At 75.4% G+C, this 22,612-nt stretch carries 21 protein-coding genes; 10 read left to right on the top strand and 11 right to left on the bottom strand.

Annotated features, from left to right (window positions below):
- Positions 1-264 precede the first annotated feature (264 nt).
- Together OUQ99_RS14060 and OUQ99_RS14055 are read right to left on the bottom strand one after the other, a co-directional pair.
- Positions 265-2,163 (bottom strand): S9 family peptidase, encoded by a 1,899-nt coding sequence (locus OUQ99_RS14060; RefSeq protein WP_267949900.1) that lies wholly within the window; start codon positions 2,161-2,163, stop codon positions 265-267.
- A gap of 543 nt (positions 2,164-2,706) precedes the next feature.
- Positions 2,707-3,516 carry an Rv3235 family protein gene (locus OUQ99_RS14055; protein WP_267949899.1) on the bottom strand — a complete coding sequence of 270 codons (810 nt, stop codon included), beginning with the start codon at positions 3,514-3,516 and terminating at the stop codon, positions 2,707-2,709.
- Between the two features lie 155 nt (positions 3,517-3,671).
- Between OUQ99_RS14055 and OUQ99_RS14050 the strand changes: the two genes are divergently transcribed.
- Positions 3,672-4,496 (top strand): glycerophosphodiester phosphodiesterase, encoded by an 825-nt coding sequence (locus tag OUQ99_RS14050; RefSeq protein WP_267949898.1) that lies wholly within the window; start codon positions 3,672-3,674, stop codon positions 4,494-4,496.
- A gap of 5 nt (positions 4,497-4,501) precedes the next feature.
- Positions 4,502-5,908 carry an MFS transporter gene (locus OUQ99_RS14045; protein ID WP_267949897.1) on the top strand — a complete coding sequence of 469 codons (1,407 nt, stop codon included), beginning with the start codon at positions 4,502-4,504 and terminating at the stop codon, positions 5,906-5,908.
- A gap of 107 nt (positions 5,909-6,015) precedes the next feature.
- Here the strand turns inward: OUQ99_RS14045 and OUQ99_RS14040 are convergent, their stop codons facing one another.
- The gene (locus OUQ99_RS14040) at positions 6,016-6,492 is read right to left on the bottom strand and encodes a hypothetical protein (RefSeq protein WP_267949896.1); all 477 of its coding nucleotides are present in this window, start codon (positions 6,490-6,492) and stop codon (positions 6,016-6,018) included.
- Positions 6,493-6,737: 245 nt separating this feature from the next.
- Here OUQ99_RS14040 and OUQ99_RS14035 point away from each other — a divergent pair, with 245 nt between their 5' ends.
- From OUQ99_RS14035 to OUQ99_RS14015, 5 genes are all read left to right on the top strand, one after another.
- Positions 6,738-6,962: a DUF397 domain-containing protein gene (locus OUQ99_RS14035; protein ID WP_267949895.1), complete on the top strand. Its 225-nt coding sequence runs from the start codon at positions 6,738-6,740 to the stop codon at positions 6,960-6,962.
- Positions 6,963-6,964: 2 nt separating this feature from the next.
- Positions 6,965-7,117 carry a hypothetical protein gene (locus tag OUQ99_RS14030; protein WP_267949894.1) on the top strand — a complete coding sequence of 51 codons (153 nt, stop codon included), beginning with the start codon at positions 6,965-6,967 and terminating at the stop codon, positions 7,115-7,117.
- Positions 7,118-7,246: 129 nt separating this feature from the next.
- Positions 7,247-10,228 (top strand): DEAD/DEAH box helicase, encoded by a 2,982-nt coding sequence (locus tag OUQ99_RS14025; RefSeq protein ID WP_267949893.1) that lies wholly within the window; start codon positions 7,247-7,249, stop codon positions 10,226-10,228.
- A complete protein-coding gene (locus OUQ99_RS14020; protein ID WP_267949892.1) occupies positions 10,225-10,965 on the top strand; it encodes a hypothetical protein in 741 nt (246 codons plus the stop codon). Before OUQ99_RS14025 ends, OUQ99_RS14020 begins: the two co-directional genes overlap by 4 nt.
- Before the next feature lie 609 nt (positions 10,966-11,574).
- A complete protein-coding gene (locus OUQ99_RS14015; protein ID WP_267949891.1) occupies positions 11,575-12,414 on the top strand; it encodes an SAM-dependent methyltransferase in 840 nt (279 codons plus the stop codon).
- A gap of 62 nt (positions 12,415-12,476) precedes the next feature.
- Here the strand turns inward: OUQ99_RS14015 and pcaD are convergent, their stop codons facing one another.
- From pcaD to OUQ99_RS13980, 7 genes are all read right to left on the bottom strand, one after another.
- Positions 12,477-13,610: a 3-oxoadipate enol-lactonase gene (gene pcaD / locus OUQ99_RS14010; RefSeq protein WP_267949890.1), complete on the bottom strand. Its 1,134-nt coding sequence runs from the start codon at positions 13,608-13,610 to the stop codon at positions 12,477-12,479.
- Entirely contained in the window at positions 13,600-15,177 is a 1,578-nt protein-coding gene (gene pcaB, locus OUQ99_RS14005) for a 3-carboxy-cis,cis-muconate cycloisomerase (RefSeq protein WP_267949889.1), read from the bottom strand. Before pcaB ends, pcaD begins: the two co-directional genes overlap by 11 nt.
- Before the next feature lie 12 nt (positions 15,178-15,189).
- Complete coding sequence (pcaG, locus tag OUQ99_RS14000; RefSeq protein WP_267949888.1) at positions 15,190-15,753, bottom strand: protocatechuate 3,4-dioxygenase subunit alpha; 564 nt, start codon at positions 15,751-15,753, stop codon at positions 15,190-15,192.
- On the bottom strand, positions 15,750-16,514 hold the full coding sequence (gene pcaH, locus OUQ99_RS13995; protein ID WP_267949887.1) for a protocatechuate 3,4-dioxygenase subunit beta: 765 nt from the start codon (positions 16,512-16,514) through the stop codon (positions 15,750-15,752). Before pcaH ends, pcaG begins: the two co-directional genes overlap by 4 nt.
- 105 nt (positions 16,515-16,619) lie before the next feature.
- Positions 16,620-17,798: a thiolase family protein gene (locus OUQ99_RS13990; RefSeq protein ID WP_267949886.1), complete on the bottom strand. Its 1,179-nt coding sequence runs from the start codon at positions 17,796-17,798 to the stop codon at positions 16,620-16,622.
- Between the two features lie 102 nt (positions 17,799-17,900).
- The gene (locus OUQ99_RS13985) at positions 17,901-18,656 is read right to left on the bottom strand and encodes a CoA-transferase subunit beta (protein WP_267949885.1); all 756 of its coding nucleotides are present in this window, start codon (positions 18,654-18,656) and stop codon (positions 17,901-17,903) included.
- Positions 18,653-19,501, bottom strand: coding sequence for a CoA transferase subunit A (locus tag OUQ99_RS13980; RefSeq protein WP_267949884.1), 849 nt, complete (start codon positions 19,499-19,501; stop codon positions 18,653-18,655). Before OUQ99_RS13980 ends, OUQ99_RS13985 begins: the two co-directional genes overlap by 4 nt.
- A gap of 177 nt (positions 19,502-19,678) precedes the next feature.
- Between OUQ99_RS13980 and OUQ99_RS13975 the strand changes: the two genes are divergently transcribed.
- Positions 19,679-20,482, top strand: a complete 804-nt coding sequence (locus OUQ99_RS13975; protein ID WP_267949883.1) for an IclR family transcriptional regulator domain-containing protein — start codon at positions 19,679-19,681, stop codon at positions 20,480-20,482.
- 144 nt (positions 20,483-20,626) lie between these two features.
- Here the strand turns inward: OUQ99_RS13975 and OUQ99_RS13970 are convergent, their stop codons facing one another.
- Entirely contained in the window at positions 20,627-21,163 is a 537-nt protein-coding gene (locus OUQ99_RS13970; protein WP_267949882.1) for a CGNR zinc finger domain-containing protein, read from the bottom strand.
- A gap of 26 nt (positions 21,164-21,189) precedes the next feature.
- Here OUQ99_RS13970 and OUQ99_RS13965 point away from each other — a divergent pair, with 26 nt between their 5' ends.
- Positions 21,190-21,360 (top strand): hypothetical protein, encoded by a 171-nt coding sequence (locus tag OUQ99_RS13965; RefSeq protein WP_267949881.1) that lies wholly within the window; start codon positions 21,190-21,192, stop codon positions 21,358-21,360.
- 343 nt (positions 21,361-21,703) lie between these two features.
- Positions 21,704-22,585: an aldo/keto reductase gene (locus tag OUQ99_RS13960; protein WP_267949880.1), complete on the top strand. Its 882-nt coding sequence runs from the start codon at positions 21,704-21,706 to the stop codon at positions 22,583-22,585.
- The last annotated feature ends 27 nt before the right edge of the window (positions 22,586-22,612 follow it).

Raw genomic sequence — 22,612 nt, 5'->3', positions numbered from 1 at the left:
GGTGACCAAGCGGTGCGTTCCGACCTGAGGGAACACTAATTCACGACAAGGGCGAAACGCGACCCTTTCGTTACCTCGCCTTGGGCAACCCCCTGACCTGCGAGGCCGCGCCGACCGAGCGGAAATCCCGACGGCTCCCGCGAAGCGGGCACACAGCATCCCCGCTCCGAACACACCAAAACCAGGTCAACCACCCCCGAAAAAGAGACGTGTATCACGAGAACCGGGGGAAGGGGCGGGGTCCTCCCCCGCCCCCGACGAACATCACAGGTGGCGCTGCCACCAGTCCAGGACCGCCTCGAAACGCGCGACCCGGTGGCTGGGCAGCCCCGACCTCGACAACTCGTGCCCCTCACCCGGGAACAACAGCATCTCCGCCTCGTGCCCGCGCAGCTTGAGCGCCACGAACAGGCGCTGCGCCTGTTCCACCGGACACCGCCAGTCCTCCTCGGAGTGGATGATCAGGAACGGCACCCCGATCCGGTCGGCATAGGTGAGCGGACTCTCCTTCGCCCACACCTCCGGCGGACCGTACAGCGGCCGCGGGAAGAACGAACCGATGTCGGAGGAGCCGTGGAAGCTCTCGATCGCGTTCACCGCCCGCTCGCTGATCGCCGCACGGAAGCGCCCGCCGTGGTGCGCCGCGATCCACGTCGTCATGAAGCCGCCGTGCGAACCGCCCATGACGCCCACCCGCGAGGAGTCCAGCCGCCCGTCCTCCAGGGCCGCGTCCAGGAACGCCATCACATCGGCCGCGCTCACCTCGCCCACCGCGCCGATGATCGCCCGGCCGTGCTCGTCCCCGTACCCCGAGGACCCGCGCGGGTTGCACATCACCACCGCGTACCCCGCCGCCGCGTACACCTGGGTCTCGTCGAACAGCTGGTGGCCGTAGGGCGCGAACGGGCCACCGTGGATCATCAGCACCACCGGGTGCGGCCCCTCGCCCTCGGGAAGGGTGACCCACCCGTGCACCGGGTACCCGTCGGGCGCGTGCGCCGTCAGCTCGGCCATCGGGAGCGGGGCCGGCCCCCGGGCGAACCCCGTGAGCCGCCTGACACCGTCCCCGGACACCACCACCAGCTCACCGCTGGAACGCCCGTCGGCCACCACCGCGACCGTCACACCGCCCGCGCTGTCGAACGACTGGACCTGGACCTTGTCGCCCACCAGGACCCGCGGCACACCGCCCCCGAAGGGCACCAGCACCAGATCGACCGCGCCCCGGTTCTCGGCCAGGCCCAACACCCCGTCCGCCACCACCAGCATGGGACCCGTCATCCGCGGCCCCTCCCCCGGTGTCAGGCGCGTCGGCACCGCCGAGGCGTCCGCCGGGACCGACCACACCCCGGTCGTGCGCCCCACGAAGTCGTCCAGGTCCGGGCCGATCTCGTCACCGCTGAAGAACACCGTCGAACCGTCCCCGGAGAACCGGCCGCCCCAGGCGTCCAGGTCCCCCGCGGTCACACGGCGGGGCCGCGCCCCCTCCTCCGGCGCGCACGCCCACACGTCCTGCACCAGGTCGGTGTCGCGCGTCTCGTGCCGCGAGGCGGCGAACAGCAGCTCGGAGCCGTCGGGCCGCCACGCCACGTCGGCGTGCTCGAAGTCGCCCCCGGTCACCCGGACCGGCTCCCCCGCCTCACCCGAGGCGTCCACCGGCGCGGACACGAACACGTGCGAGCGGCGGTCGTTGGTGAACCCCAGGCCGTCCAACCGGTACTTGACCTGCGTGATGCGCCGGGGCGGCTCCTTGCCCGGCTCCACGCCCACGTACCGGCCCGGCTCGGGGACCCTGGCGGTGTAGGCGAGGCGGCTGGAGTCCGGACTCCAGCGCGGCGCCCCGGCCCCCAGGGGGTGCGACGTGATCTTCCAGGGCTCGCCGCCGTCGGCGGGCAGCACGTGGATCTGGGCGCGCTCGTCCTCGTCGGGCCGCAGGAAGGCGATCCAGCGCCCGTCGGGGGAGAACACCGGGCCGCTGTCCCTGGCGCCCCGGGTGAGGCGGGCTGGCGGGGCCGACCCGTCCGTGGGGACCGACCACAGGGAACCGAGGTAGGCGTCCTCCTCCAGGTCCGGTCGGGTCACGGCGAAGACCGCGCGCCGCCCGTCCGGCGACAGGGTCGGAGCGCTGAGGCTGTGCAGGTGGACGATGTCAGCAGGTTTCATACACGGATGGCCGTCCCGGCGCGGGGGCGCCGCGACCGCCCCCTCCTTATCCCTTTGCGGGGCGCCGTCGTCCGGAGCCTCCGCGTACCAGGTACGGCGCGACCACATCGGGGCACGACCGCTCGAACACGGGATGCGCTCCGGTCAGGAGACCACCCCAGGGGGACCCTATCCACGCCCGTAGCCGGAAATCCAGGCACTTTCCCGGCTCACCCGCGACAACCGCCGCCGACGGCCCCGCGTCCGGGCCCCGGGCCCGGACGCACCGCCCGGCCTACCCCCCGCCCCGGAAGAACCCCGCCAGGGCGCGGGCCACCAGCTCCGGACGCCCCCCGTTGTCCGCCGCCAGGTGGCCCACCCCGCGCAGCTCCACCCGGCAAGCCCGGGGAAGCACGCGCTCCAGCGCGTCCAGGGCCTCCCCGCCCGGCCCTGTGAGGACCGCCTCGGCCGCGGGCGTCAGCGGAAGGCGCGCTCTCCCGGCCGGGAGAGCAGCGGGCGCGGCACGAGGGCGGTCCCGCCCCCGCCGGGCCCGCACCCCGCCCCTCACGGCGAACGAACCACCGGCACCCCGGTCCGGCTCCGCACCGCGCTGTCGGTCTCCAACCGCACACACACCCACCGCCCCTCCACCCGCCGCGCCCTGAACGCGAACACCCGCGACCGCCGGGCACAGCCGATCACCGCACTCGCCTCCACCTCGGGAGCACCCGACCCACCCGCGTCCGCCCTCTGGTGGAACACCCTCCCCAACCGGGGCGCCAACCCGCACGGGATCGCCCCCCGCAGCCGGCGCAGCTCCTCACGGACCGGAACCGCCAACTGGTCCCGCAGCACCTCCGGCGCACGGCGGCCCACCAGCACCTCCGCCAACCGCTGGGCCAGCAGGTACACCTCACCCGGCGTCCGGTGGCCCGCGAGCAGCGGACCGGCAGCGCACCGGCCCGCCTCCGCCCCGGCGAGCGGGGCCCGGGCCGGGGTCCGCGCCGGACGCGGACGCCCGCCCGGCACCCGGGCCCCGGACGAGGGCTGGTGCGGCGCCGGCCGCCGACCCGCCGCCGCGGACCGGCGGTGCGGCCCCGGGGAGCGACGGGCGGCCGGGGCCCCCGCCTCCCGCGCAACCCCCGACCCGGCGGAGGAACCGGACACGGGCGCCACCGGCGCGCCCTCCCCGGGACGGCCGTCCGGCGCCGGACGGCCCGGCCCCCCGCGACCCGGGAGGGACTCCGGACCCCGGGCCCCGTCGCAGGCCGGCCCACCAGACCGGCCCCGACGGGCGGAGGGGCCGCGGTGGACCGCAGGGCCGGGACGGCACGCGGGCAACGGGCAGCGGTGACGTGGAGGGGTGGTCGACATGAACGGGTCCCTTCGACGAGGATGACGTCCGCCTACACCCCTCCACAGAGCACGCCGCACACCGCCCGCCCCACCGGGCATTCCAGGTTTTCCGGATTTTCGGGCACCCCACGGCGACGGGCGCACCGCACCGCACAACCGGCATACTGCAAGGCGTGACTCACGCGTACCTCTCCTCCCCCGTACCCGTGGCCCTCGCCCACCGGGGCGGATGGCTCACCGACGACCAGGGCGTGCGCAGCACCGAGCTGGAGAACACGGCGGCGGCCTTCCAACACGCCGTCGACCTCGGATACACGTACCTGGAGACGGACGTCCACGCCACCGCCGACGGCGTCCTCATGGCCTTCCACGACCCGACACTGGACCGCGCCACCGACAGGACCGGCGCCATCGGCGACCTGCCCTTCGGCGAGGTCGCCCGCGCACGCGTGGGCGGACGCGAACCCGTACCGCTCATGGAGGACCTCCTCGGCTCCTGGCCCGACGCGCGGTTCAACATCGACCTCAAGGCCGACGCCGCCGTCCTCCCCCTCATCCGGGTCCTGCGCCGCACCCGCGCCTGGGACCGGGTGTGCGTGGGCTCCTTCGACCAGAGGCGCCTGGACCTGGCCCGGCGCCTCTTCGACCACCCCGTCGCCACCTCCTGCGGACCCGCCGACGTGGTCCGCCTGCGCATCGCCTCCCTCTCCCCCCTGTTGCGCCCCCTGGCCGGCCGCACCCCCGTGTGCGCCCAGATCCCCCTGTGGCAGGGCGGCTTCCCCGTGCTCAGCCGCGACCTCATCCACACCGCCCACCGCCTGGGCATGCAGGTGCACGTGTGGACCGTCAACGACCCCCGGGTGATGGAACGCCTGCTCGACGCGGGCGTGGACGGCATCGTCACCGACAACACCACCGCGCTGCGGCGGATCCTCCTTCGCCGGGGCCAGTGGACGGACCGCCCCACCGGCCCCGGCACAACCCTCCAGAACGGATGACCCCCATGGGCGACCCCACGGAGGCGGCGGCGGACAACGCCCCCTCCAGCGACCCGGTCCAGCGCAGGCGCGAACAGCGCGGCTGGTACCTCTACGACTGGGCCAACTCGGTGTTCATCACCTCGGTGGTCACCGTCCTCATCGGCCCCTACCTGAGCAACCTGGCCTGCGTGTCGGCCGGCGCCCCCGACGCCGCGTCCTGCCTGGACCCGTCGCTGACCGTCGCCCCGCTCGGGACCGAGCTCCTCACCCTCCACCCCAACGCGCTCTACCCCGCGCTGACCACGGTCGCGATCCTGCTCCAGATCGTCTGCCTGCCCGTCCTGGGGGCGATGGTCGACCAGTCCCGCCACAAGAAGCGGTGGCTGTTCTGGCTGGCCCTCACCGGGTCGCTGTCCACCCTCGGGCTGTACTTCGCCGACGACGGCTACATGCTGGCCTCGCTCCTGTTCGTGCTGGCGAACCTGCTGTACGGCCTCTCGATCGTGGTGTACAACGCGTTCCTGCCCGAGATCTCCACCTCCGACGAGCGCGACCGGGTGTCGGTGACCGGCTGGGGCATCGGCTACCTGGGGGGCGCGCTCCTGCTGGCCGCCCACCTGGGCCTCGTGGTCGGCGCGGACTCCCTGGGGATCGGCGCGGACGACGCGGCGCGCATCGCGTTCGCCTCCTGCGGCATCTGGTGGGCGGGCTTCACCGTCCTGGCGGTCAAACCGCTGCGCGACAGGTTCGGCGCGATGGCGGCGCGCGGACGCGGCCGCCCCCGGGTGGGACGGTCGGTGCGCGAGTTCGGGCACACGCTCAAGGACATGCGCAGGTACCCGAACACCATCCTGTTCCTGCTGGCCTTCATTTTCTTCAACGACGGCGTGCAGGCGGCGATCCGCTACGCGGCGCCGTTCGCGACACAGGACCTCGGGCTGCAGCAGGACATCCTCATCGTCACGATCCTGGTCATCCAGTTCGTGGCGTTCGGCGGCGCGTTCCTGACCGGGTGGATCTCCCGTTTCCTGGGGACGAAGAACACCGTGCTGGCCTCGCTGGTGGCCTGGGGCGCCCTCGTGGCGGCCGCGTACTTCCTGCCGGTGGGGAACGTGCCCCTGTTCATCGCCATGGGTGTGGGCATCGGCCTGGTGCTGGGCGGGACGCAGTCCCTGGCGAGGTCGATGTACTCCCAGCTCATCCCGAAGGGCAAGGAGGCGGAGTACTTCAGCCTCTTCCAGATCTCGGACCGGGGGTCCACGTTCCTGGGGTCGCTGACCGTGACGATCGCGGTGTCCCTGACCGGCGGCTACCGGGTGGCGATCCTGTCGCTCATCGCGTTCTTCCTCCTCGGAGGGGTGCTGCTGTGGCGGACGCGCATGCGCGAGGGGATCGTCGCGGTGGGCAACGAGGTCCCGAAGAACCTGTGATCCCCGACGACGGACCCCGGCGAGCAGCCGGGGTCCGTCTGCGTCGTGAAGAACAGCCACCTTTACGACGTAGATTCATCCTGTCGCCCCGACCCCGGCGCGGGGCGTCAGGGGGAGAGGGTCATGAGGGCGGTGGAGCCGTCCACGGCGACCAGGGTGACGGTGAAGCCGTTCATGACGAAGGTGGGGGGCCGGCCGCCGTCCGGCGGCGGGAGGCGCCCCGAGAGCTCGATCCCGGGGCCGAAACCGCTCATGCCCAACCCCTCCCCGTCGACCGCGTCGACCACGAACCGGGCCACCCCGTGGGTTCCGTCCATCGCGAACTCGTCGCCCGCCTCCACCAGGACCTCGCACTCGGCGTCGGCGCAGGCCTCCAGATCGGTGCCGTCGGCCGCCTCCGGCAGGTCCGGGCCCGCGGGCCCGGCGGAGGGTCCGGCGGAGGGTTCGGCGGCGTCCGCCGAGGGGGTCGCGCCGGCCCCTGCCGGATCCTGGCCGGACGGCTCGGCGGAGCAGCCGGCGAGCAGGGCCGCCGCGGCCAACGCGGCGGTGAGGGCGGGAAGGGGGTGCGGAAGGGGGCTGGTCATGGTGCCTCGTCCGTGGTCCGGTCGTGCGGGGAGGTGGAGGACCGGGCGACACAGGCCCCGTCACCAAGGGTCCCGGTCCGGTCACGGGTCACCCTACTCCCCGGCCCCGCGCCCGCGGGGGTCCTCGCCGGAAACGCCGGGCCACACTTGGGCGACGGCGCACGGACCCCTGGAGCCGCGATTCCCGTGTGACCCTGGCCACAACCGGACAGCGCCATCGTGCCGGAAGCGGGTAGACCACGTGGATGAGCGACCTCGCATTCTTCAAGTCCAGCCACTCCCTCGAACGGGGGGAATGTGTGGAGGTGGCCTTCCGCACGACCCCGCGGCACCCCGGGGACGGTGCCCGCGCGACGGCCGCGGGCCCTCCCGTCGGCGCCGCCCTCCGCGACTCCGGGCACCCCGGCCGGGGGCGCCTGGACGTCCCGCGCCGGGAGTGGGCGGTCTTCCTCGGCACGGCGAGGCTGTGACCGTGGGGAGCACAGCCGTGTACCTGGTGGTCCTCGCCATGCTCGTCGCACTGGTCGTGTCCCTGGCGAGCCCCTCCCCGCGGTCGGGGGAGGACGCGGCGGGACCGCACGGATCCGGCGGCGACGGAGGCGGGGCGGGCGACGGAGGCGGCTGACGCGCCGGGGCCCCGAGGGAGCGTCCGCGCCCGTGCCGCCCCCGGCCCGCTCCGCGTCCCCCGTGCCCGGGCTGTCGGCGGTCACGGGGATACTGGGCCCACGGGCAACGGGGGAACGCGGGAGGTGCTGTGCGGGTCGTGCACGGCGTGTGGGTCGGGGACGCGCTGGCGGTCTGGGCGGAGGCGGATGCCCCGTCCCGGGAGGGCCGCGGGGGAACGGGGGCCGGGTCACCGCGCCCGCACCCGTTCGCCGCGGGAACCGCCGAGCTGCGCACCCTTCCCGGCACCGGGTCGGCCTCACCGCTGGTCCTCGGGCTCACCCTCCCCGGCGACACCTCCGCCCCCTCCCCCTCCACGGCGGCCGACGGGGAGCCTGCGGCCTTCCACCCCTGGCGGGTGCCCGCGCTCCGCCTGCCGCCCGCCGGGGCCGAGGCCTTCCTGGCCGCCGCTCCCCCGGTACCGGCCGGCCCCTCCCTCCGCCACCTGGCGGCCGTCCGGGAGTTCGCCGAACAGCTCGTCACCACGGGCTGCGTCCTTCCCGACCTGGTCGGGGACCCGCCCCGGGCGCGGTGGCGCCCCGCGCCCGTGGACTGGGCGGAGGAGCACCTGGCCGCCCTCACGGCCGCCCTCCCGCCCTCCGCCCGCGCCCACATGCCCGGCGAGTCACCGGACCGCGCCGCCCGCTCCTGCGTGCTCGCCCCCCTCGAACTCCTCACGGACGCCGTCGCCCGGCGGCTGGCCGCCCGGCCCCGCCGCGCCACCGGGCCGGACGACGGCACGGCCACCCCCGGGCAGCGCCTCGCCGCCGCCCTCACCGGAACGCGGGACGCCGTGGACGCCGGAACCGCCGACCGCCTGCGCGGCCCCCTCCGGGACTGGCGCTCCCGGCTGCGCGGCGCGGGACGCGCCACCCTCCTCCTCGTCCTGCGCGAACCCGGGCGGGGCGGCCCCTGGACGGTCGAGTTCTGGGTCCGCTCGGTCTCCGATCCCGGGTTGCGCCTGCCCCTGGAGCAGGTCTGGCTGGGCGAGGGCGCCGCCTGGCTCCCCGCCGACGTGGGCGCCACCGCCCTCGCCGACCTCGACCGCGCCGCCCGCCACTACCCCCGGCTGCGGCGCGCGCTGCGCGACCTGGCCCCCGCCCGCCTGATGCTCACCACCGAGGACGCGCAGGAGTTCGTGTCCTCGGCCGCGCCCCGCCTGACGGCCGCGGGGTTCGCGGTGGTGCTGCCCGAGTGGAGCGGCCACCGGGGGATCGGCCTGCGCGTGAAGGTGGAGGAGACCGGGCCCGCGCGGCGCCGCGGCGGGGGCGGGGTGGGCCCCTCCGACCTCGTCTCCGTGTCCTTCGAGGCGCTCCTGCGCGGAACGGGGGCGGACGGGGGCGACGCCGAGCCCCTGACCGGGGAGGAGCTGGCCGAGCTCGCGGAGCTGGCCCGTCTCAAGCGCTCCCTGGTGCGCGTGCGGGGCCGGTGGATGGAGATGGACCCCGAGCGGGTCTCCGCCGCCCTGGACCTGGTCACCCGCCGCGGCGGCCACCGCATGCGCACCGACGAGGCGCTGCGCACGGCCCTCGGCGTGGCGGGGACCGCGCCCCTCCCCGTGGGCGACGTGGTCGCGGACGGACCCCTGGGCGCCCTGCTGGACGGCGGGGCCGAGGCGGAACCCCGCCCCATGGGCACCCCGGCCGGCTTCCGGGCCTCGCTGCGCCCCTACCAGGACCGGGGCGCGGCCTGGCTGCGCTTCCTGGGCGAGCTCGGCCTGGGCGCGGTCCTGGCCGACGACATGGGCCTGGGCAAGACCGTGCAGCTGCTGGCCCTGCTCGCCGACGAACGCCTCCGCGACCCCGCGCCCGGCCCCACCCTGCTGGTGTGCCCGGTGTCGCTGGTGGGCAACTGGAGGCGGGAGGCGGAGAGGTTCGCGCCCGACCTGCGGGTGCACGTCCACCACGGCCCCGACCGGCCGTCCGGCAACGCGCTCGCCCGCCTGGTGGGCGGCTGCGACCTGGTGGTGACCACCTACGGCGTGGTCACCCGGGACGCGCATGAGCTCTCCGGCATGCCCTGGCACCGGATCGTGTGCGACGAGGCCCAGGCGCTCAAGAACCACGGGACCCGCCAGGCCGCGGCGGTGCGCTCGCTGCCCGCGGCCACGCGTGTGGCGCTCACCGGCACGCCGGTGGAGAACAACCTCGGCGAGCTGTGGTCGGTCATGGACTTCGCCAACCCCGGCCTGCTGGGGTCGGCCGCCGCGTTCGAGCGGGCCGTCACCGGCGAGGACGGGCCCGACACAGGCCTGGTGCGCCGGATGACCGGACCGTTCGTGCTGCGCCGCCTCAAGACCGACCGGTCGATCATCGCCGACCTGCCCGAGAAGATGGAGATGCGCACCTGGTGCACGCTCACCCCGGAGCAGGCCTCGCTGTACAAGGCCGTGGTCGACGAGATGGCCGAGCGGATGGCGGAGGCCACGGAGAAGGAGCGCAGGGGCCTGGTCCTGGCGACCATGTCGCGGCTCAAGCAGATCTGCAACCACCCGGCCCAGTTCCTCGGGGACGGTTCGGCCCTGGCGGGCCGCTCCGGCAAGCTCGACCGCCTGGAGTCGATCCTGGGCGAGGCGGCGGCCGAGGGCGACAAGGCGCTCTGCTTCACCCAGTACGCGCGGTTCGGCGACCGGTTGGAGCCCTACCTGCGCTCGCGCCTGGGGGTGCCGGTCCTGTGGCTGCACGGCGGCACACCGCGCGCCGAGCGGGAGGAGATGACCCGGCGCTTCCAGTCCATGGAGGGGCCCGCGGTGTTCCTGCTCTCGCTCAAGGCGGCCGGGACGGGGCTGAACCTCACGGCGGCCAACCACGTGGTGCACCTGGACCGCTGGTGGAACCCCGCCGTCGAGAACCAGGCCACCGACCGGGCGTTCCGCATCGGGCAGCGCCGGGACGTGCAGGTGCGCAAGATGGTGTGCGTGGGAACGGTCGAGGAGCGGGTGGACGAGATGATCGAGCGCAAGAGCGCGCTCGCGGACAGCGCGGTCGCGACCGGCGAGCAGTGGCTGGCGTCCCTGTCGGTGGAGGACCTGCGCGAGGTGGTCCGGCTGTCCCCGGAGGCGGTGGCCGGATGAGCGCCTGGTCGGAGCTGTTGTCGGAGTCGCTGGGGGTGCCGGCCGGGGCCGCCTCGGCGGTGGAGCGGTTGTCGGTGCGTCCCGGGGAGGTCGCGGGGCGGGTGCGCGCCGGGGGCGGCCGCGGGAGCGTGCACGAGGTGAGCCTGATCCGCCCGGTGCCGCCCGAGCCGGAGCGGGAGCGCGTGTGCGCCGCACTGGCCTCCCAGCCGGTGTTCCGGGCCAGGATCCTGGCGGAGGAGCTGCCCGTGGCGGCGGACCGCGTGTTCGCCCTGCTGGGGTGGGACCTGGTCCCCCGGAGCTGGGACGCGCTGGTGGCGACGTGCTCGTGCGAGGCGTGGGAGTCCAGGTGCGCCCACCTGGACGCGGTCGCGGCGGCCCTGGGCGCGGAGGCCGACCGGGACCCGTTCGCGCTGACCCGGTGGCTGGGGCTCGACCGCCGCGCCCTGGTGGCCCGGGTCAGGACGCTCTCCCCCGCCGCCGCGCAGGGGCCTCCGGCGCCGGAGGAGGCCGTGTCCGGCGGCGGCGCGGAAGCGCCGCAGGACGTCCGCGGCGGGGCCGGGCGGCCCTCGCGCCCCGCCCCGCCGGACGCCGCGGCGACCTCGGCCGCCGTGTTCTGGTCCGCGCCCGCGATCCCGGCCCCGCCGGCCCCGCCGGGCGGCACGGGCGAGCGCGTCAGGGCCTCCGCCCCGGGGCTCGTGGCGGACGAGCTGCCCGGGTTGGGCCGTCCCGGGGCATGAGGCGCGGCGGGCCGGTGCGCTCTTTCCTCTTTCTACGGAAAACGCCGGTGCGCTCGGACGAACGCGGCTACGATTCGCCTGAAGATCGCTGCACGGCCTTTCCGCCGCAGGGCGGCCCCTCGCGCCGAGGGGTCCGGGGCCGTGCGCAGACCGGCGATCGGCGCGCACGCGCGCGGGCAGTAGCGAGGGAGGTGACCGATGGCGGCCCTGGTCCGCTCCGGGCCCACGTTCGATCCCGGACCGCTCTCCCGGCTCCGGTCCCCGCTCGCCTCCGCATCCCGGGACTCCCGCGCGCCCTCCGCACCGCGGGACCGGACCACCGCCTCCGCACCCCGGAGCGGCCCCGTCCCGCACAACGGCCGGAGCGGCGACACCCCGGAAGCCTTCCGGCGGCATCCCCTCGCCGCACCCGGTCCGGCGCACCCCTCCCGGAGCACCGGCGGCTCCCCACCCGGAGCCCCGCGCTCCACGACGGCGTCCCCGCCCCGGGGACCCGCCACCGCTGTGTCGGTCCGCACCGGCGGGCCGACGGGTACGCGAACACGACGAAGAAGGAGGCAGGGGCTCCCTCGGCCCGGTCCGCGGACCGGGTACAGCCCCAGACATCTGATGGCCGATCGCTTCCCCCCCGACATCGACATGGAAACCCCCAGCATCGCGCGTATGTACGACTACCTGCTGGGCGGCAAGGACAACTTCGAGGCGGACCGGAAGGCCTGCGAAGTGCTCGCCGCGGGCACGCCCGAACTCGTCTCCTTCGCGAACGACAACCGTGCCTACCTCTCCAGGGCCGTCGAGTACGTGGCGGCCCAGGGCGTGGAGCAGTTCCTCGACCTGGGAGCGGGGCTCCCCACCGCCAACAACACCCACCACGCGGCGCAGCGCGCCAACCCCCGGGCCCGGGTGGTCTACGTCGACCACGACCCGATCGTGCTCGCGCACGGCCGGGCGCTGATCAACGACAGCGCGGAGACGGCCTTCCTGCTCGCGGACATCAGGGAGACGGACCGGGTCCTCGGCGCTCCCGAGACCCGGCGGCTGATCGACACCGACCTGCCGGTGTGCGTGATGCTGGTGTCCCTGCTGCACTGCCTGCCGGACCAGGACGACCCGTTCGGCATGGTGCACAGGCTGACGGAGCGGCTGGCCCCGGGATCCTGCGTCATCTTCTCCCACATCGTCTCCGACGACCCCGCGTCGGGTGCGTGGATGACCGACCAGATCCTCTCCTTCGGAACGCCGTGGGGACGCGTGCGCAGCCCGGAGGAGGCCTCGGCGGTCTTCCGGGGCCTCGAACTGGCCAGCCCGTGGACCGACGGGCGCGAGGACGGCGGGCCCCGGGCCGTGGACTGCGCCTCCTGGCGCCACCCCGACGTGCCCCCCCGGTTCCGTCCCGAGGACCCCGGGGTGAAGCTGTGGGAGCTGTCGGGGGTGGCGTTCAAGCGCTGACCCCGGCCGCTCCTTCCCGCGGCGCGGTCGGCGGGGACCGCGTCCGCGCCACGGGAGGGCGCTCAGGAGTCCTCGGCCAGGACCTCCTGGGCGATGGCGAAGGCCCTGTTCGCGGCGGGCACGCCGCAGTAGACCGCCGCCTGGAGGAACACCTCGCCGATCTCGTCGGGGGTCAGCCCGTTGCGCAGCGCGGCGCGGACGTGCATGGCGACCTCCTCCCAGTGGCCGTGGGCGACGAGGGCGGTCAGCACCATGCAGCTGCGGGTGCGGCGGTCCAGCCCGGGGCGGGTCCAGACCTCGCCCCACGCGTAGCGGGTGATCAGGTCCTGGAACGGCTCGGTGAAGCCGGTCGTGCGCGCGCCGGCCCGGTCGACGTGGGCGTCGCCCAGCACGCTCCGGCGCACCCGCATACCGGCCGCGTGGCGGTCGGCGGACGCGAAGTGCTGGGTGAGGAGTGTGTTCACCTTGGCGGCCTGCTGCCAGGACAGCAGGTGCGCGGCGTCGTCCAGCACCGTCAGGCGGGCGTGCGGGACGCGCTCGGCGATGAGTTCGGCGTTGCCCGCGGGCGGGGTGGAGGGGTCGTCGGCGCCCGCGACGACCAGCGTCGGGGCGTTGATGCGGTGGAGCTCCTCGCGCAGGTCGTAGGTCTCGATCGCACCGCAGCAGCCCGCGTACCCCTCGGCGGGGGTGGCGGCGATCTGCTCGCGCAGCCCGGCGGCGTCGCGGGGGTGGGCGCCGAGGAAGCCGGGGGTGAACCAGCGCTCCACCACGGAGTCGGCCACGGCGCCGGTGCCCTCGGCGCGCACCAGGGCGGCCCGCTCGCGCCAGTTCCGGGCCGGTCCCATGTAGGGGGAGGTGGCGAGCAGGGCGAGGCGGTCGATCCGCTCGGGGCGGTGGACCGCCAGCCACTGCCCGACCATGCCGCCGATGGACAGTCCGGCGTAGTGGGCGCTGCCGATGCCCAGCCGGTCCATGAGGGCCACGACGTCCCCGCCCAGGTCCGCCATCGTGTACGGGCCGTCGGGGACCGGTGAGCGGCCGTGGCCGCGGTGGTCGAAGCGGATCACCCGGAAGACCGTGGACAGTGCCTCGACCTGCGGCTCCCACATGTCCACGGTGGCGCCGAGGGATCCCCCGAGCAGCAGCGGCGGCGCGTCGGCCGGTCCGCTCTCGACGTGGTGCAGGTCAACGCCCATGGGTGCGCCCTCCGTTGTTCTCACGATCCGTGTCCTCGGGCCCCGGCCGCGGGTCGTGGCCGGGTGTCTCCGCGGGCCCGTGCGCCCGTGGTGTGCCGCCGGGGGCCGGCGCCGCGTGCGCCTCGGGCCCACCCGTCCCCGTACCCGTCCCGGGGGCCCGGGAGACACACGGGCCCCCTGGGACCCCGCCCCCGTCCGGCTCCGGGCCGGGCCCCGGGGCCGTGGCGGCTCCCCGGCCCGTCCGCCCCCCGGTGACCCGGTCGGTGAACACCGCCGCCGCCCCCAGGTAGCCGGAGGGGTCCAGGAGTTCGAGGACGCGCTCCCGGGTGCGGACCCCGTCGAGGCGGGCGGTGAGGACGTCGGCCAGGTCCCTGCCGGAGTCCGCCGACTCGCGGCAGGCGTCGGCGACGAGGTGGTGGGCCTCCGTCCGGCCGAGTTCGGGGGCCAGGTCGGTGGTGACCCGTTCGGAGAGCGCCAGACCCCCCGTGAGGCCGAGGTTGGCGCGCATCCGCCCGGGGACGACCCTCAGCCTGGAGGCGCTGGTCCGCAGCCAGGCCACGGCCCCGCCGGTACGGCGGAACAGGTCGGTGAGGGGCAGCCATTCCGCGTGCCAGCCGCCCGCGGCGCGCTGGTGCTCCTGGATCTGGGCGGCGAGGAGGTTGGCGACGAGTCCCGGGGCCTGGCGGGCGCAGGCCAGGGCGCTGACGGCGGCGACGGGGTTGCGCTTGTGCGGAAGGGTGGAGGACCCTCCGACGCCGGGGCCCCCGTCCTCGACCAGTTCGCCCACCTCGGTCTGGGCGAGCAGGACGACGTCCTGGGCCGCGGTGCCCGCGGCGCCGCAGATCCGGCCCAGGGCCGAGGCGAGTTCGGCGATCCGTCCCCGTTCGGTGTGCCAGGGCAGGACGGGGTCGGCCAGGTCCAGGCGCGCGGCCAGGGCCGCGGTGACCCCGGGGCCGTCCTCGCCCAGGGAGGCCAGGGTGCCGACGGCGCCGCCGAGCTGGACGGCCAGGCGGCCGGTGAGCACGCGGTCGAGCTGGTCGGCGGCCTCGGCCAGACCGTTGGCCCATCCGGCGGCGACCGCCCCGAAGGTCGTGGGCAGGGCCTGCTGGAGCAGGGTGCGCCCGGCCATGGGCGTGTCGCGGTGCGCGGCGGCGAGGTCGCGCAGCTCGTCGGCGAGTCCGCGCAGGTCGGCCAGGAGCGCTCCGCCCGCGCGCCGGGCGACCAGCATGGCGGCGGTGTCCAGGACGTCCTGGCTGGTGGCGCCCCGGTGCACGTGGCGGGCCGCGTCGGGGTCCAGGGCGCGGACGCGGCCGGTGAGCTCCTCGACCAGGGGGATGACGGGGTTGCCGCCGCCCGCGGCGGCGCGCCCCAGGGCGGCCGGGTCGTAGCGGTCGGCGGCGCAGGCGGCGGCGATGCTCTCCGCCCGGTCCCTTGCGAGGCGCCCGGTGTCGGCGAGGGCGTGCGCGAGGGCCGCCTCCACGTCGAGGAGCGCCTGGAGCCAGGCGGTGTCGCCGGTGGCCCCGGCCACGGGACCGCGGTCGAGGACACCGTCGAACAGGCCGGTCATGGGGGTTCCTCGCTAGACGTCGAAGAAGACGGTCTCGCCGTCCCCCTGGATGCGGATGTCGAAACGGTAGCCGTCCGGCGCCGCCCCCGCGACGAGGGTGGCGCGCGCGTCGGGGTCGCCGATGCTGTTCAGCACCGGGTCGGCGGCGTTGGCGGCCTCCTCCTCGGGAAAGTACAGGCGGGTGACGACCCTGTGCAGCATGCCGCGCGCGAACAGGGACACGTCGATGTGGGGGGCCTGGTCCCCGTGGGGGCCCGGCACGGTCCCGGGTTTGAGGGTGAGGATGCCGTAGCCGCCGTCGGCGCCGGTGGGACAGCGCCCGAAGGCGCGGAAGCCGGGGTGGGACCGTGCCCCGCGCGGGTCGTCCGGGTGGTCGAACCGGCCCTGGGGGTCGGCCTGCCAGGTCTCCACGAGGGCGTCGGTGACGGGCTCTCCGGCCCCGTCGTAGACGGTGCCGCGGATCCACACCGCGCCCGGGGCGCCCTCGGCGACGGCGTAGGGGCCGTCGGGCCAGGGCAGGCCGATGTGGAGGTAGGGGCCGACCGTCTGGGCGGGGGTGGTGGGGTGGGTGCTCACTCGTCGTCCTCCAGGATCTCCTCGTCGGACTCGAACGGGGTCTGCTCGCGGCCGCGCAGCACGATGTCCCAGCGGTAGGCCAGGGCCCACTCCGGCCGGGTGGCGTCGTGGTCGTACCGGGCGAGCATGCGCTCGCGGGCCCGGGGGTCGGGTACGGAGTTCCACATCGGGTCCTGGAAGAACAGCGGGTCGTCGGGGAAGTACATCTGGGTGACGAGGCGCTGCGTGAAGGCCCGGCCGAAGAGGGAGAAGTGGATGTGGGCGGGCCGCCACGCGTTGCGGTGGTTGCGCCACGGGTAGGCGCCGGGCCGGACGGTGACGAACCGGTAGCGGCCCTCGGCGTCGGTCATGGCGCGGCCGACCCCGGTGAAGTGGGGGTCCAGGGGTGCGGGCCAGTTGTCGCCGGTGTGGCGGTAGCGGCCCGCGGCGTTGGCCTGCCAGACCTCCACCAGGGTGTGGGGCACGGCCGCTCCGCCGCTGTCGCGCACCTGCCCGTGCACGATGATGCGCTGTCCCTGGGGCTCCCCGTCGTGCCCGCGGGTCAGGTCGTGGTCGTGCTCGCCGACGCGGTCCTCGCCCAGGACGGGCGCGGTGATCTCGGTGAGCGTGTGCGGGAGCAGGGTGGGCGGGCGCCGGGGGTGGCGCAGCGCGGTGCTCCGGTACCCGGGGTGGTCCAGCGGGGGGTGGGTGTCGTGGTCCCGGACGTAGCCGGGGACGTACAGCCCGGACGGCGCGGACGCCGCGTCGGGTGCGGTGGGCATGGGGGGTCGTCCCTTCGTTCGTGCGGCTCCGGCTCCCTGCGGTCCGCGTTGGGCGGGGCGGCCCCGGCGGGCGGGGGCGCCCCCCGGGACCTGTGGTGGGGTGGCCTACTCGGCGTGCAGGACGACGGCGAGGCCCTGGCCGACGCCGATGCACAGCGCCGCCAGCCCCCAGCCCCCGCCGCGCCTGCGCAGCTCGTGGGCGAGCGAGCCGAGGACACGGGCGCCGGAGGCGCCCAGCGGGTGCCCGATGGCGATGGCGCCGCCGTTGGGGTTGACGATGTCGGGGTCCAGGCCCCGCCAGCTGCGGACGCAGGCCAGGGCCTGGGCGGCGAAGGCCTCGTTGAGCTCGACGGCGGCCAGGTCCCCCCAGCCGATCCCCGCGCGTTCGAGTGCGGTCTCGGCCGCGCGGACCGGGCCGATGCCGAACACGTCGGGGTCGACCCCGGCGGCGCCGCGCCCGGCGATGCGGGCGAGGGGTTCCAGGCCGGCGGCGTCGGCGGCGGCGCGGTCGCCGAGCAGCAGGGCGGCGGCTCCGTCGTTGAGGGGGGAGGCGTTCCCGGCGGTGATGGTGCCCTCGGCGCGGAAGGCGGGTCGGAGGCCGGCGAGCTTGTCGGGGGAACCCTCGCGGATGCACTCGTCCCGGTCCAGGTGCGCGTCCCCGACCTGGACGATCTCGCCGTCGAAGACCCCGTCCGCCCAGGCGCGGGCCGCCTTGGCGTGGCTGGCGAGGGCGAAGGCGTCCTGGTCCGCCCGGGTGACGCCGTGCTGCTCGGCCAGGCCCTCGGTGGCCTCGCCCAGGGAGACGGTCCACCTCCCGGGCATGCGCGGGTTGACCATGCGCCATCCCAGGGTGGTGGAGTGCAGGGTGGCGTCGCCGGCGGGGTGGCCCTCGGCGGGTTTGGGCAGGACCCAGGGGGCGCGGCTCATGGACTCCACTCCCCCGGCCACGACGAGGGAGGCGTCCCCGGTCTGGATGGCGCGGGAGGCCTGGACGGCGGCCTCCATGCCGGAACCGCAGAGGCGGTTGACGGTGACCCCGGGGACGGAGGTGGGCAGTCCGGCCAGGAGGGACGCCATGCGGGCGACGTTGCGGTTCTCCTCGCCGGCGCCGTTGGCGTTGCCGAGGACGACCTCGTCGACGTCGGCGGGGTCGAGGCCGGGCGCGCGTCGCACGAGCGAGCCGACGACGTGGGCGGCCAGGTCGTCGGGGCGTACGCCGGAGAGCGCGCCGCCGTACCTGCCGAAGGGTGTGCGGACGGCGTCGAGCACGTAGACGTCGGTCACCGCGGGCCTCCTGGGGGTGGTGCGGCCGGGTCGGGCCCGGCCGCGGGCGAGATGGAACCTAACACTGTTAGGTAACTGTAGGGCGGCGCCTCCGCCGCCCCCTCAGGCGGCCCCCGTCAAGGAGCGCAGCACCGAGAGCTCTGCGTCGGTGGGCTCGGGGGTGACCTCCAGCCCCTCGGCCACCGCGAGGTCCCATCCGGTCGCCGCCCGGACCTCGTCCGCCGCCACGCCCGGGTGCACGCCGGTCAGGACGAGCTCGCGCGTGCGGGGGTCGGGTTCGAGGACGCCGAGGTCGGTGATCACCCGCACCGGGCCGGCGCCGCGCAGGCCGAGCCGCTCGCGGTCGCCGGGACCGGAGCCGTGGCCGACCGAGGTGACGAAGTCGACCCGCTCCACGAAGGCCCGCCGGCTGTGCCGCATGACCACGACCACCTCGCGGCAGGACGCGGCGATCTCGGGCGCCCCGCCCGCCCCCGGCAGGCGCACCCGCGGGTCGGCGTAGTCGCCGATGACGGTCGTGTTGATGTTGGCGTACCGGTCGAGCTGGGCGGCGCCGAGGAAGCCGACGTCGATCCTCCCGGCCTGGAGCCAGTAGTTGAAGACCTCCGGGACCGGGACCACCGTGTCGGCGGCGTCGGCGAGGCTCCCGTCGCCGATGGACAGCGGCAGGCGGTCGGGGACCGTGCCCAGCGTCCCGGACTCGTAGATCATCCACAGGCCGGGGGCGTGGGTGCGGCGGGCCAGGTTGGCGGCGGTGCTGGGCAGGCCGATCCCGACGAAGCACGACATGCCGTCGCACAGCGAGCGGGACGCGGTGACGGTCATGATCTCGTCGGAGGTCCAGGCCACGGTGGTCACAGGCCCCTCCCGGCGGGCTCGGGGGCGGCCGGGCCGGCGGGGGGCGGCGCGGTCGCGGTGAGTTCGGCGAGCCAGGCGGTGAAGGCCCCGCGGTCGCGGCCGATCGCGTCCCAGGCGCGGTAGGCCTCGTTGTCGCGCTCGTAGTAGCCGTGGGCGTAGGAGGGCGCGGCTCCGCCCGCGGCGACGCTGACCCGGTCGAGGACCCGCGCGGGCAGGACGACCTGGCCCGGAACGGGGTCGAGGGCGTCGACGACCTCCTCCACGGTGACCAGGACCCGTTCGGCCGCCAGTGCGGCCTCCTTCTGGACGCCGGTGATGCCCCACAGCTGCACGTTGCCGTCGCGGTCGGCGCGCTGGGCGTGCACGACCGTGACGTCGGGGTTGATCGCGGGGACGGCGGCGAGCTCCTGCCCGCTGAAGGGGCAGGTGATGGTCCTGATGTTGGGGTTGTTCCCGATCAGGTCGGTGCCGGCGTAGCCGCGCAGGATGGCGAAGGGCAGACCGGAGGCCCCCGCGACGTAGCGGTTGGCCATGCCGGCGTGGCTGTGCTCCTCGATCTCCAGCGGGACGGGCCAGCCGTGGGTGACGGCGTCGCGGAAGCGGTGCAGCGAGCCCACGCCGGGGTTTCCGCCCCAGGAGAAGACGAGCTTGCGCGCGCATCCGGCGCCGATGAGCTGGTCGTAGACGATGTCCGGGGTCATGCGGACCAGGGTCAGGTCGCGCAGGCCCTGGCGGATGATCTCGTGCCCCGCCGCCACGGGGATGAGATGGGTGAACCCCTCCAGGGCGACGGTGTCGCCGTCGTGGACGAGTTCGCGTACCGCCTCGTCCAGGGGCACGATCATGGAGAACCTCCCGTTCGTATAGCGAATGGATGTTCTCACAGCGAACACCTTGGGTACGAAGGTAGCGCCGATCCCCGACAGGGTCAAGATGCCGACACGGACGACCACACCTGTTCGGTATGAGAACATTTCTGGGGACGCCCGTCCCCAGGCCCACACCCGAACCAGGAAGACCACATGCCCGACGAAGAAGAACCGGCCCGCGGCGCCCACTTCGTGCAGTCCCTGGAACGCGGCCTGACGGTCGTCCGCGCCTTCTCCGCGGAGCGGCCGTCGATGACCCTCAGCGAGGTCGCGCGGGAGACCGACCTGACCCGCGCCGCCGCCCGCCGCTTCCTGCTGACCCTGGCCGACCTGGGGTACGTGCGCACCGACGGGCGCCTGTTCTCCCTCACCCCCCGCGTGCTCGACCTCGGCTACGCCTACGTGGCCTCGGCCGGCCTGCCGGACGTGTCCCAGCCCCACCTGGAGGACCTCTCGGCCCGGGTGCACGAGTCCGCCTCCGTGTCGGTGCTGGAGGGCGACGACGTGCTGTACGTGGCGCGCGTGGCGACCTCCCGGATCATGGCGGTCGCCATCACCGTGGGCACGCGGTTCCCCGCCTCGGCCACCTCGATGGGGCGGGTGCTGCTGGCCGGGCGCGACGAGCGCGACCTGGAGGCCTACCTGGGCCGCGTGGAGCTCCGGCCCCTGACCCGGTTCACCATCACCGACCCGGACGAGCTGCGCGCCGAGCTGCGGCGGGTGCGCGAGCAGGGGTACTCGATCGTGGACCAGGAGCTGGAGGAGGGGCTGCGCTCACTGGCCGCCCCCGTCCGCGACGCGGAGGGGCGGGTGATCGCGGCCGCGAACGTGTCGGCGCACGCCAACCGCTCCTCGATCGAGGACGTGCGCCGCGACCTGCTGCCCGCCCTGCTGGAGACGGCCTCGCGCATCGAGTCCGACCTCGCCTCCGTGTCGCGCCGCGGCTCCGGCCGCTGAGGCCGTGCCGCGCGGCCTTCCCCGAAGCGGAGGCGGACGGCGCGGCACGGGAGGCGGGAGACGGGCGGCGCGGCGGGATGACGCCCGACCGGCGGACCCCGGCCCCTGCCGCGCCCGGAGCGGCCGCACCGAGCCCCCGCCGCCCTACAGCGCGCCTTCGCGGTCGTCGGCGCGGGCCCGGTGGCGGCGCACGGCGTCCCTGTTGCCGCAGGCGGGCGAGCAGTACCGCTGGCGCCCGTTGCGGGAGAAGTCGGCGTAGACGCGTGCGCAGCCACGGGCCGCGCACCGGCCGAGGCGGTCCATGCCCCGACCGGTCAGGTGCAGGGCGGTGCCGACCGAGACCAGCGCCGCCACCTGGCGGTGGGCGGGCAGCACGTCGGGCCGGTAGTGCAGGTGCCATCCGGTGCCGGCGTGGTCGGTCAGGCGCGGGGCGGAGGAGTACTCCGCGAGCAGGGCGTTCAGACGCGCGGCGCGGGTCGGGCGGTCGGAGCTGTCGACCACCCCCTCCCACAGGCCCAGGAACTCCCGGACGGCCTCGACGTCGTCCTCGCCGACCGCCCGCGCGAGGACGAACCCCACCTCGGCGCAGCGCCGCTCCAGATCCTCCGCGCCCGTCGGCGGGCGGTTGACCAGGTCCACCGCGAGCGACAGTGGCCCCTGGCCGTAAGGGTTGAGATGCATAATGCCATTACATCAGACTGGGGGCCATGGGTACACGGCACGAACACCTCTGGTCCACCGAGTCCGACCACCCCACCAGCGAGGGCGTCGTCAGCTATCAGCGCTGCGTCTGCGGTGAACGGCGGGTGACGCTGCTCCCGGCCGTCCGCATCGTCCAGGCGCGGGCGGTCCCCTCCGGGGGCCGGTCCGACCGCTGACGGCTCCTCCGGGCCCCGGCGACCCGAGCGGGACCGGGGGACCGGGGCCGCGGGGATCCCCTGTCCGGGGCGCCGACCTCGCCCCTCGTGCTCCGCCGCCGCACCGGGTGCGGGGAGCGCAGCCCGGTCGGGGACGGCCGCTTCGTGTCCGGCCCCCTCCGGCCCCTCCGGCGCCCTGGGGACTCCCCCCGGCACCGTGGCGCCTTGCGGCGCTCCCCTCCGGCTGAGATCCTGCCCGCGACACCGCCGGGAGCGCGCGTCCGGGCACACCGCGACCGCGCCACGGCAGAGGCCTTCGGGCCAGGACGCGACCGCGGCCCCAGCGCCGCCCGGAAGGGACACCGTGACCGACGTGCACGCCACACCAGACATCGCAGAGCGGTCGGGGACCTTCGCCCTCGGCGGAGACCTCCCCGTCCACCGGCTGGGCTTCGGTGCGATGCGGATCGTCGGCGAGGGGGTGTGGGGGCCGCCCCGCGACCGCGACGAGGCGCTGGCCGTCCTGCGGCGCGCGGTCGAACTCGGCATCACCTTCATCGACACGGCCGACTCCTACGGCCCCCAGATCAGCGAGCAGCTGATCCGGGAGGCCCTGCGCCCCTACCCCGACGACCTGGTCATCGGCACCAAGGCGGGGTTCGCGCGCACCGGTCCCGGCCGGTGGCACGTGCTGGGGCGGCCCGAGTACCTCAAGCAGCAGGTGGAGCTGAGCCTGCGCAGCCTGGGCCTGGAGCGGATCGACCTGCTCCAGCTCCACCGGATCGACCCCGGGGTGCCGCTCGCCGACCAGCTCGGTGCGCTGGTCGAACTGCGCGAGGAGGGCAAGATCCGGCACATCGGCCTGAGCGAGGTGACGGTCGACGAACTGTCGGCCGCCCGCGCGATCACCCCGGTGGCGTCGGTGCAGAACCAGTACGCGCCGTCCTTCCGACAGTCGGAGGACGTCCTGGAGCAGTGCGAGAAGGACGGGACCGCGTTCCTGCCGTGGGCCCCGGTGGGGCGCGGTGAGCTGGCCGGCCCGGAGTCGCCCCTGGCGGCGGTCGCCGCCGAGCACGGTGTCACACCGGTCCAGCTGTCCCTGGCGTGGCTGCTGCACCGCTCGCCGGTGATGCTGCCGATCCCGGGCACGTCGCGGGTGGCGCACCTGGAGGAGAACACGGCGGCCGCGGCGGTGCGCCTGTCGGAGGAGGAGACCGAGCGGATCGACCAGCTCCTGGGCGCCTGAGCCCGCTCGCCGGACGGCGTGGGAGGC

It is taken from the genome of Streptomonospora nanhaiensis (assembly GCF_026642255.1).
GTDB classification, from domain to species: Bacteria; Actinomycetota; Actinomycetes; order Streptosporangiales; family Streptosporangiaceae; genus Nocardiopsis; species Nocardiopsis tropica.
This window is presented reverse-complemented; position numbering and strand designations above follow the sequence as displayed.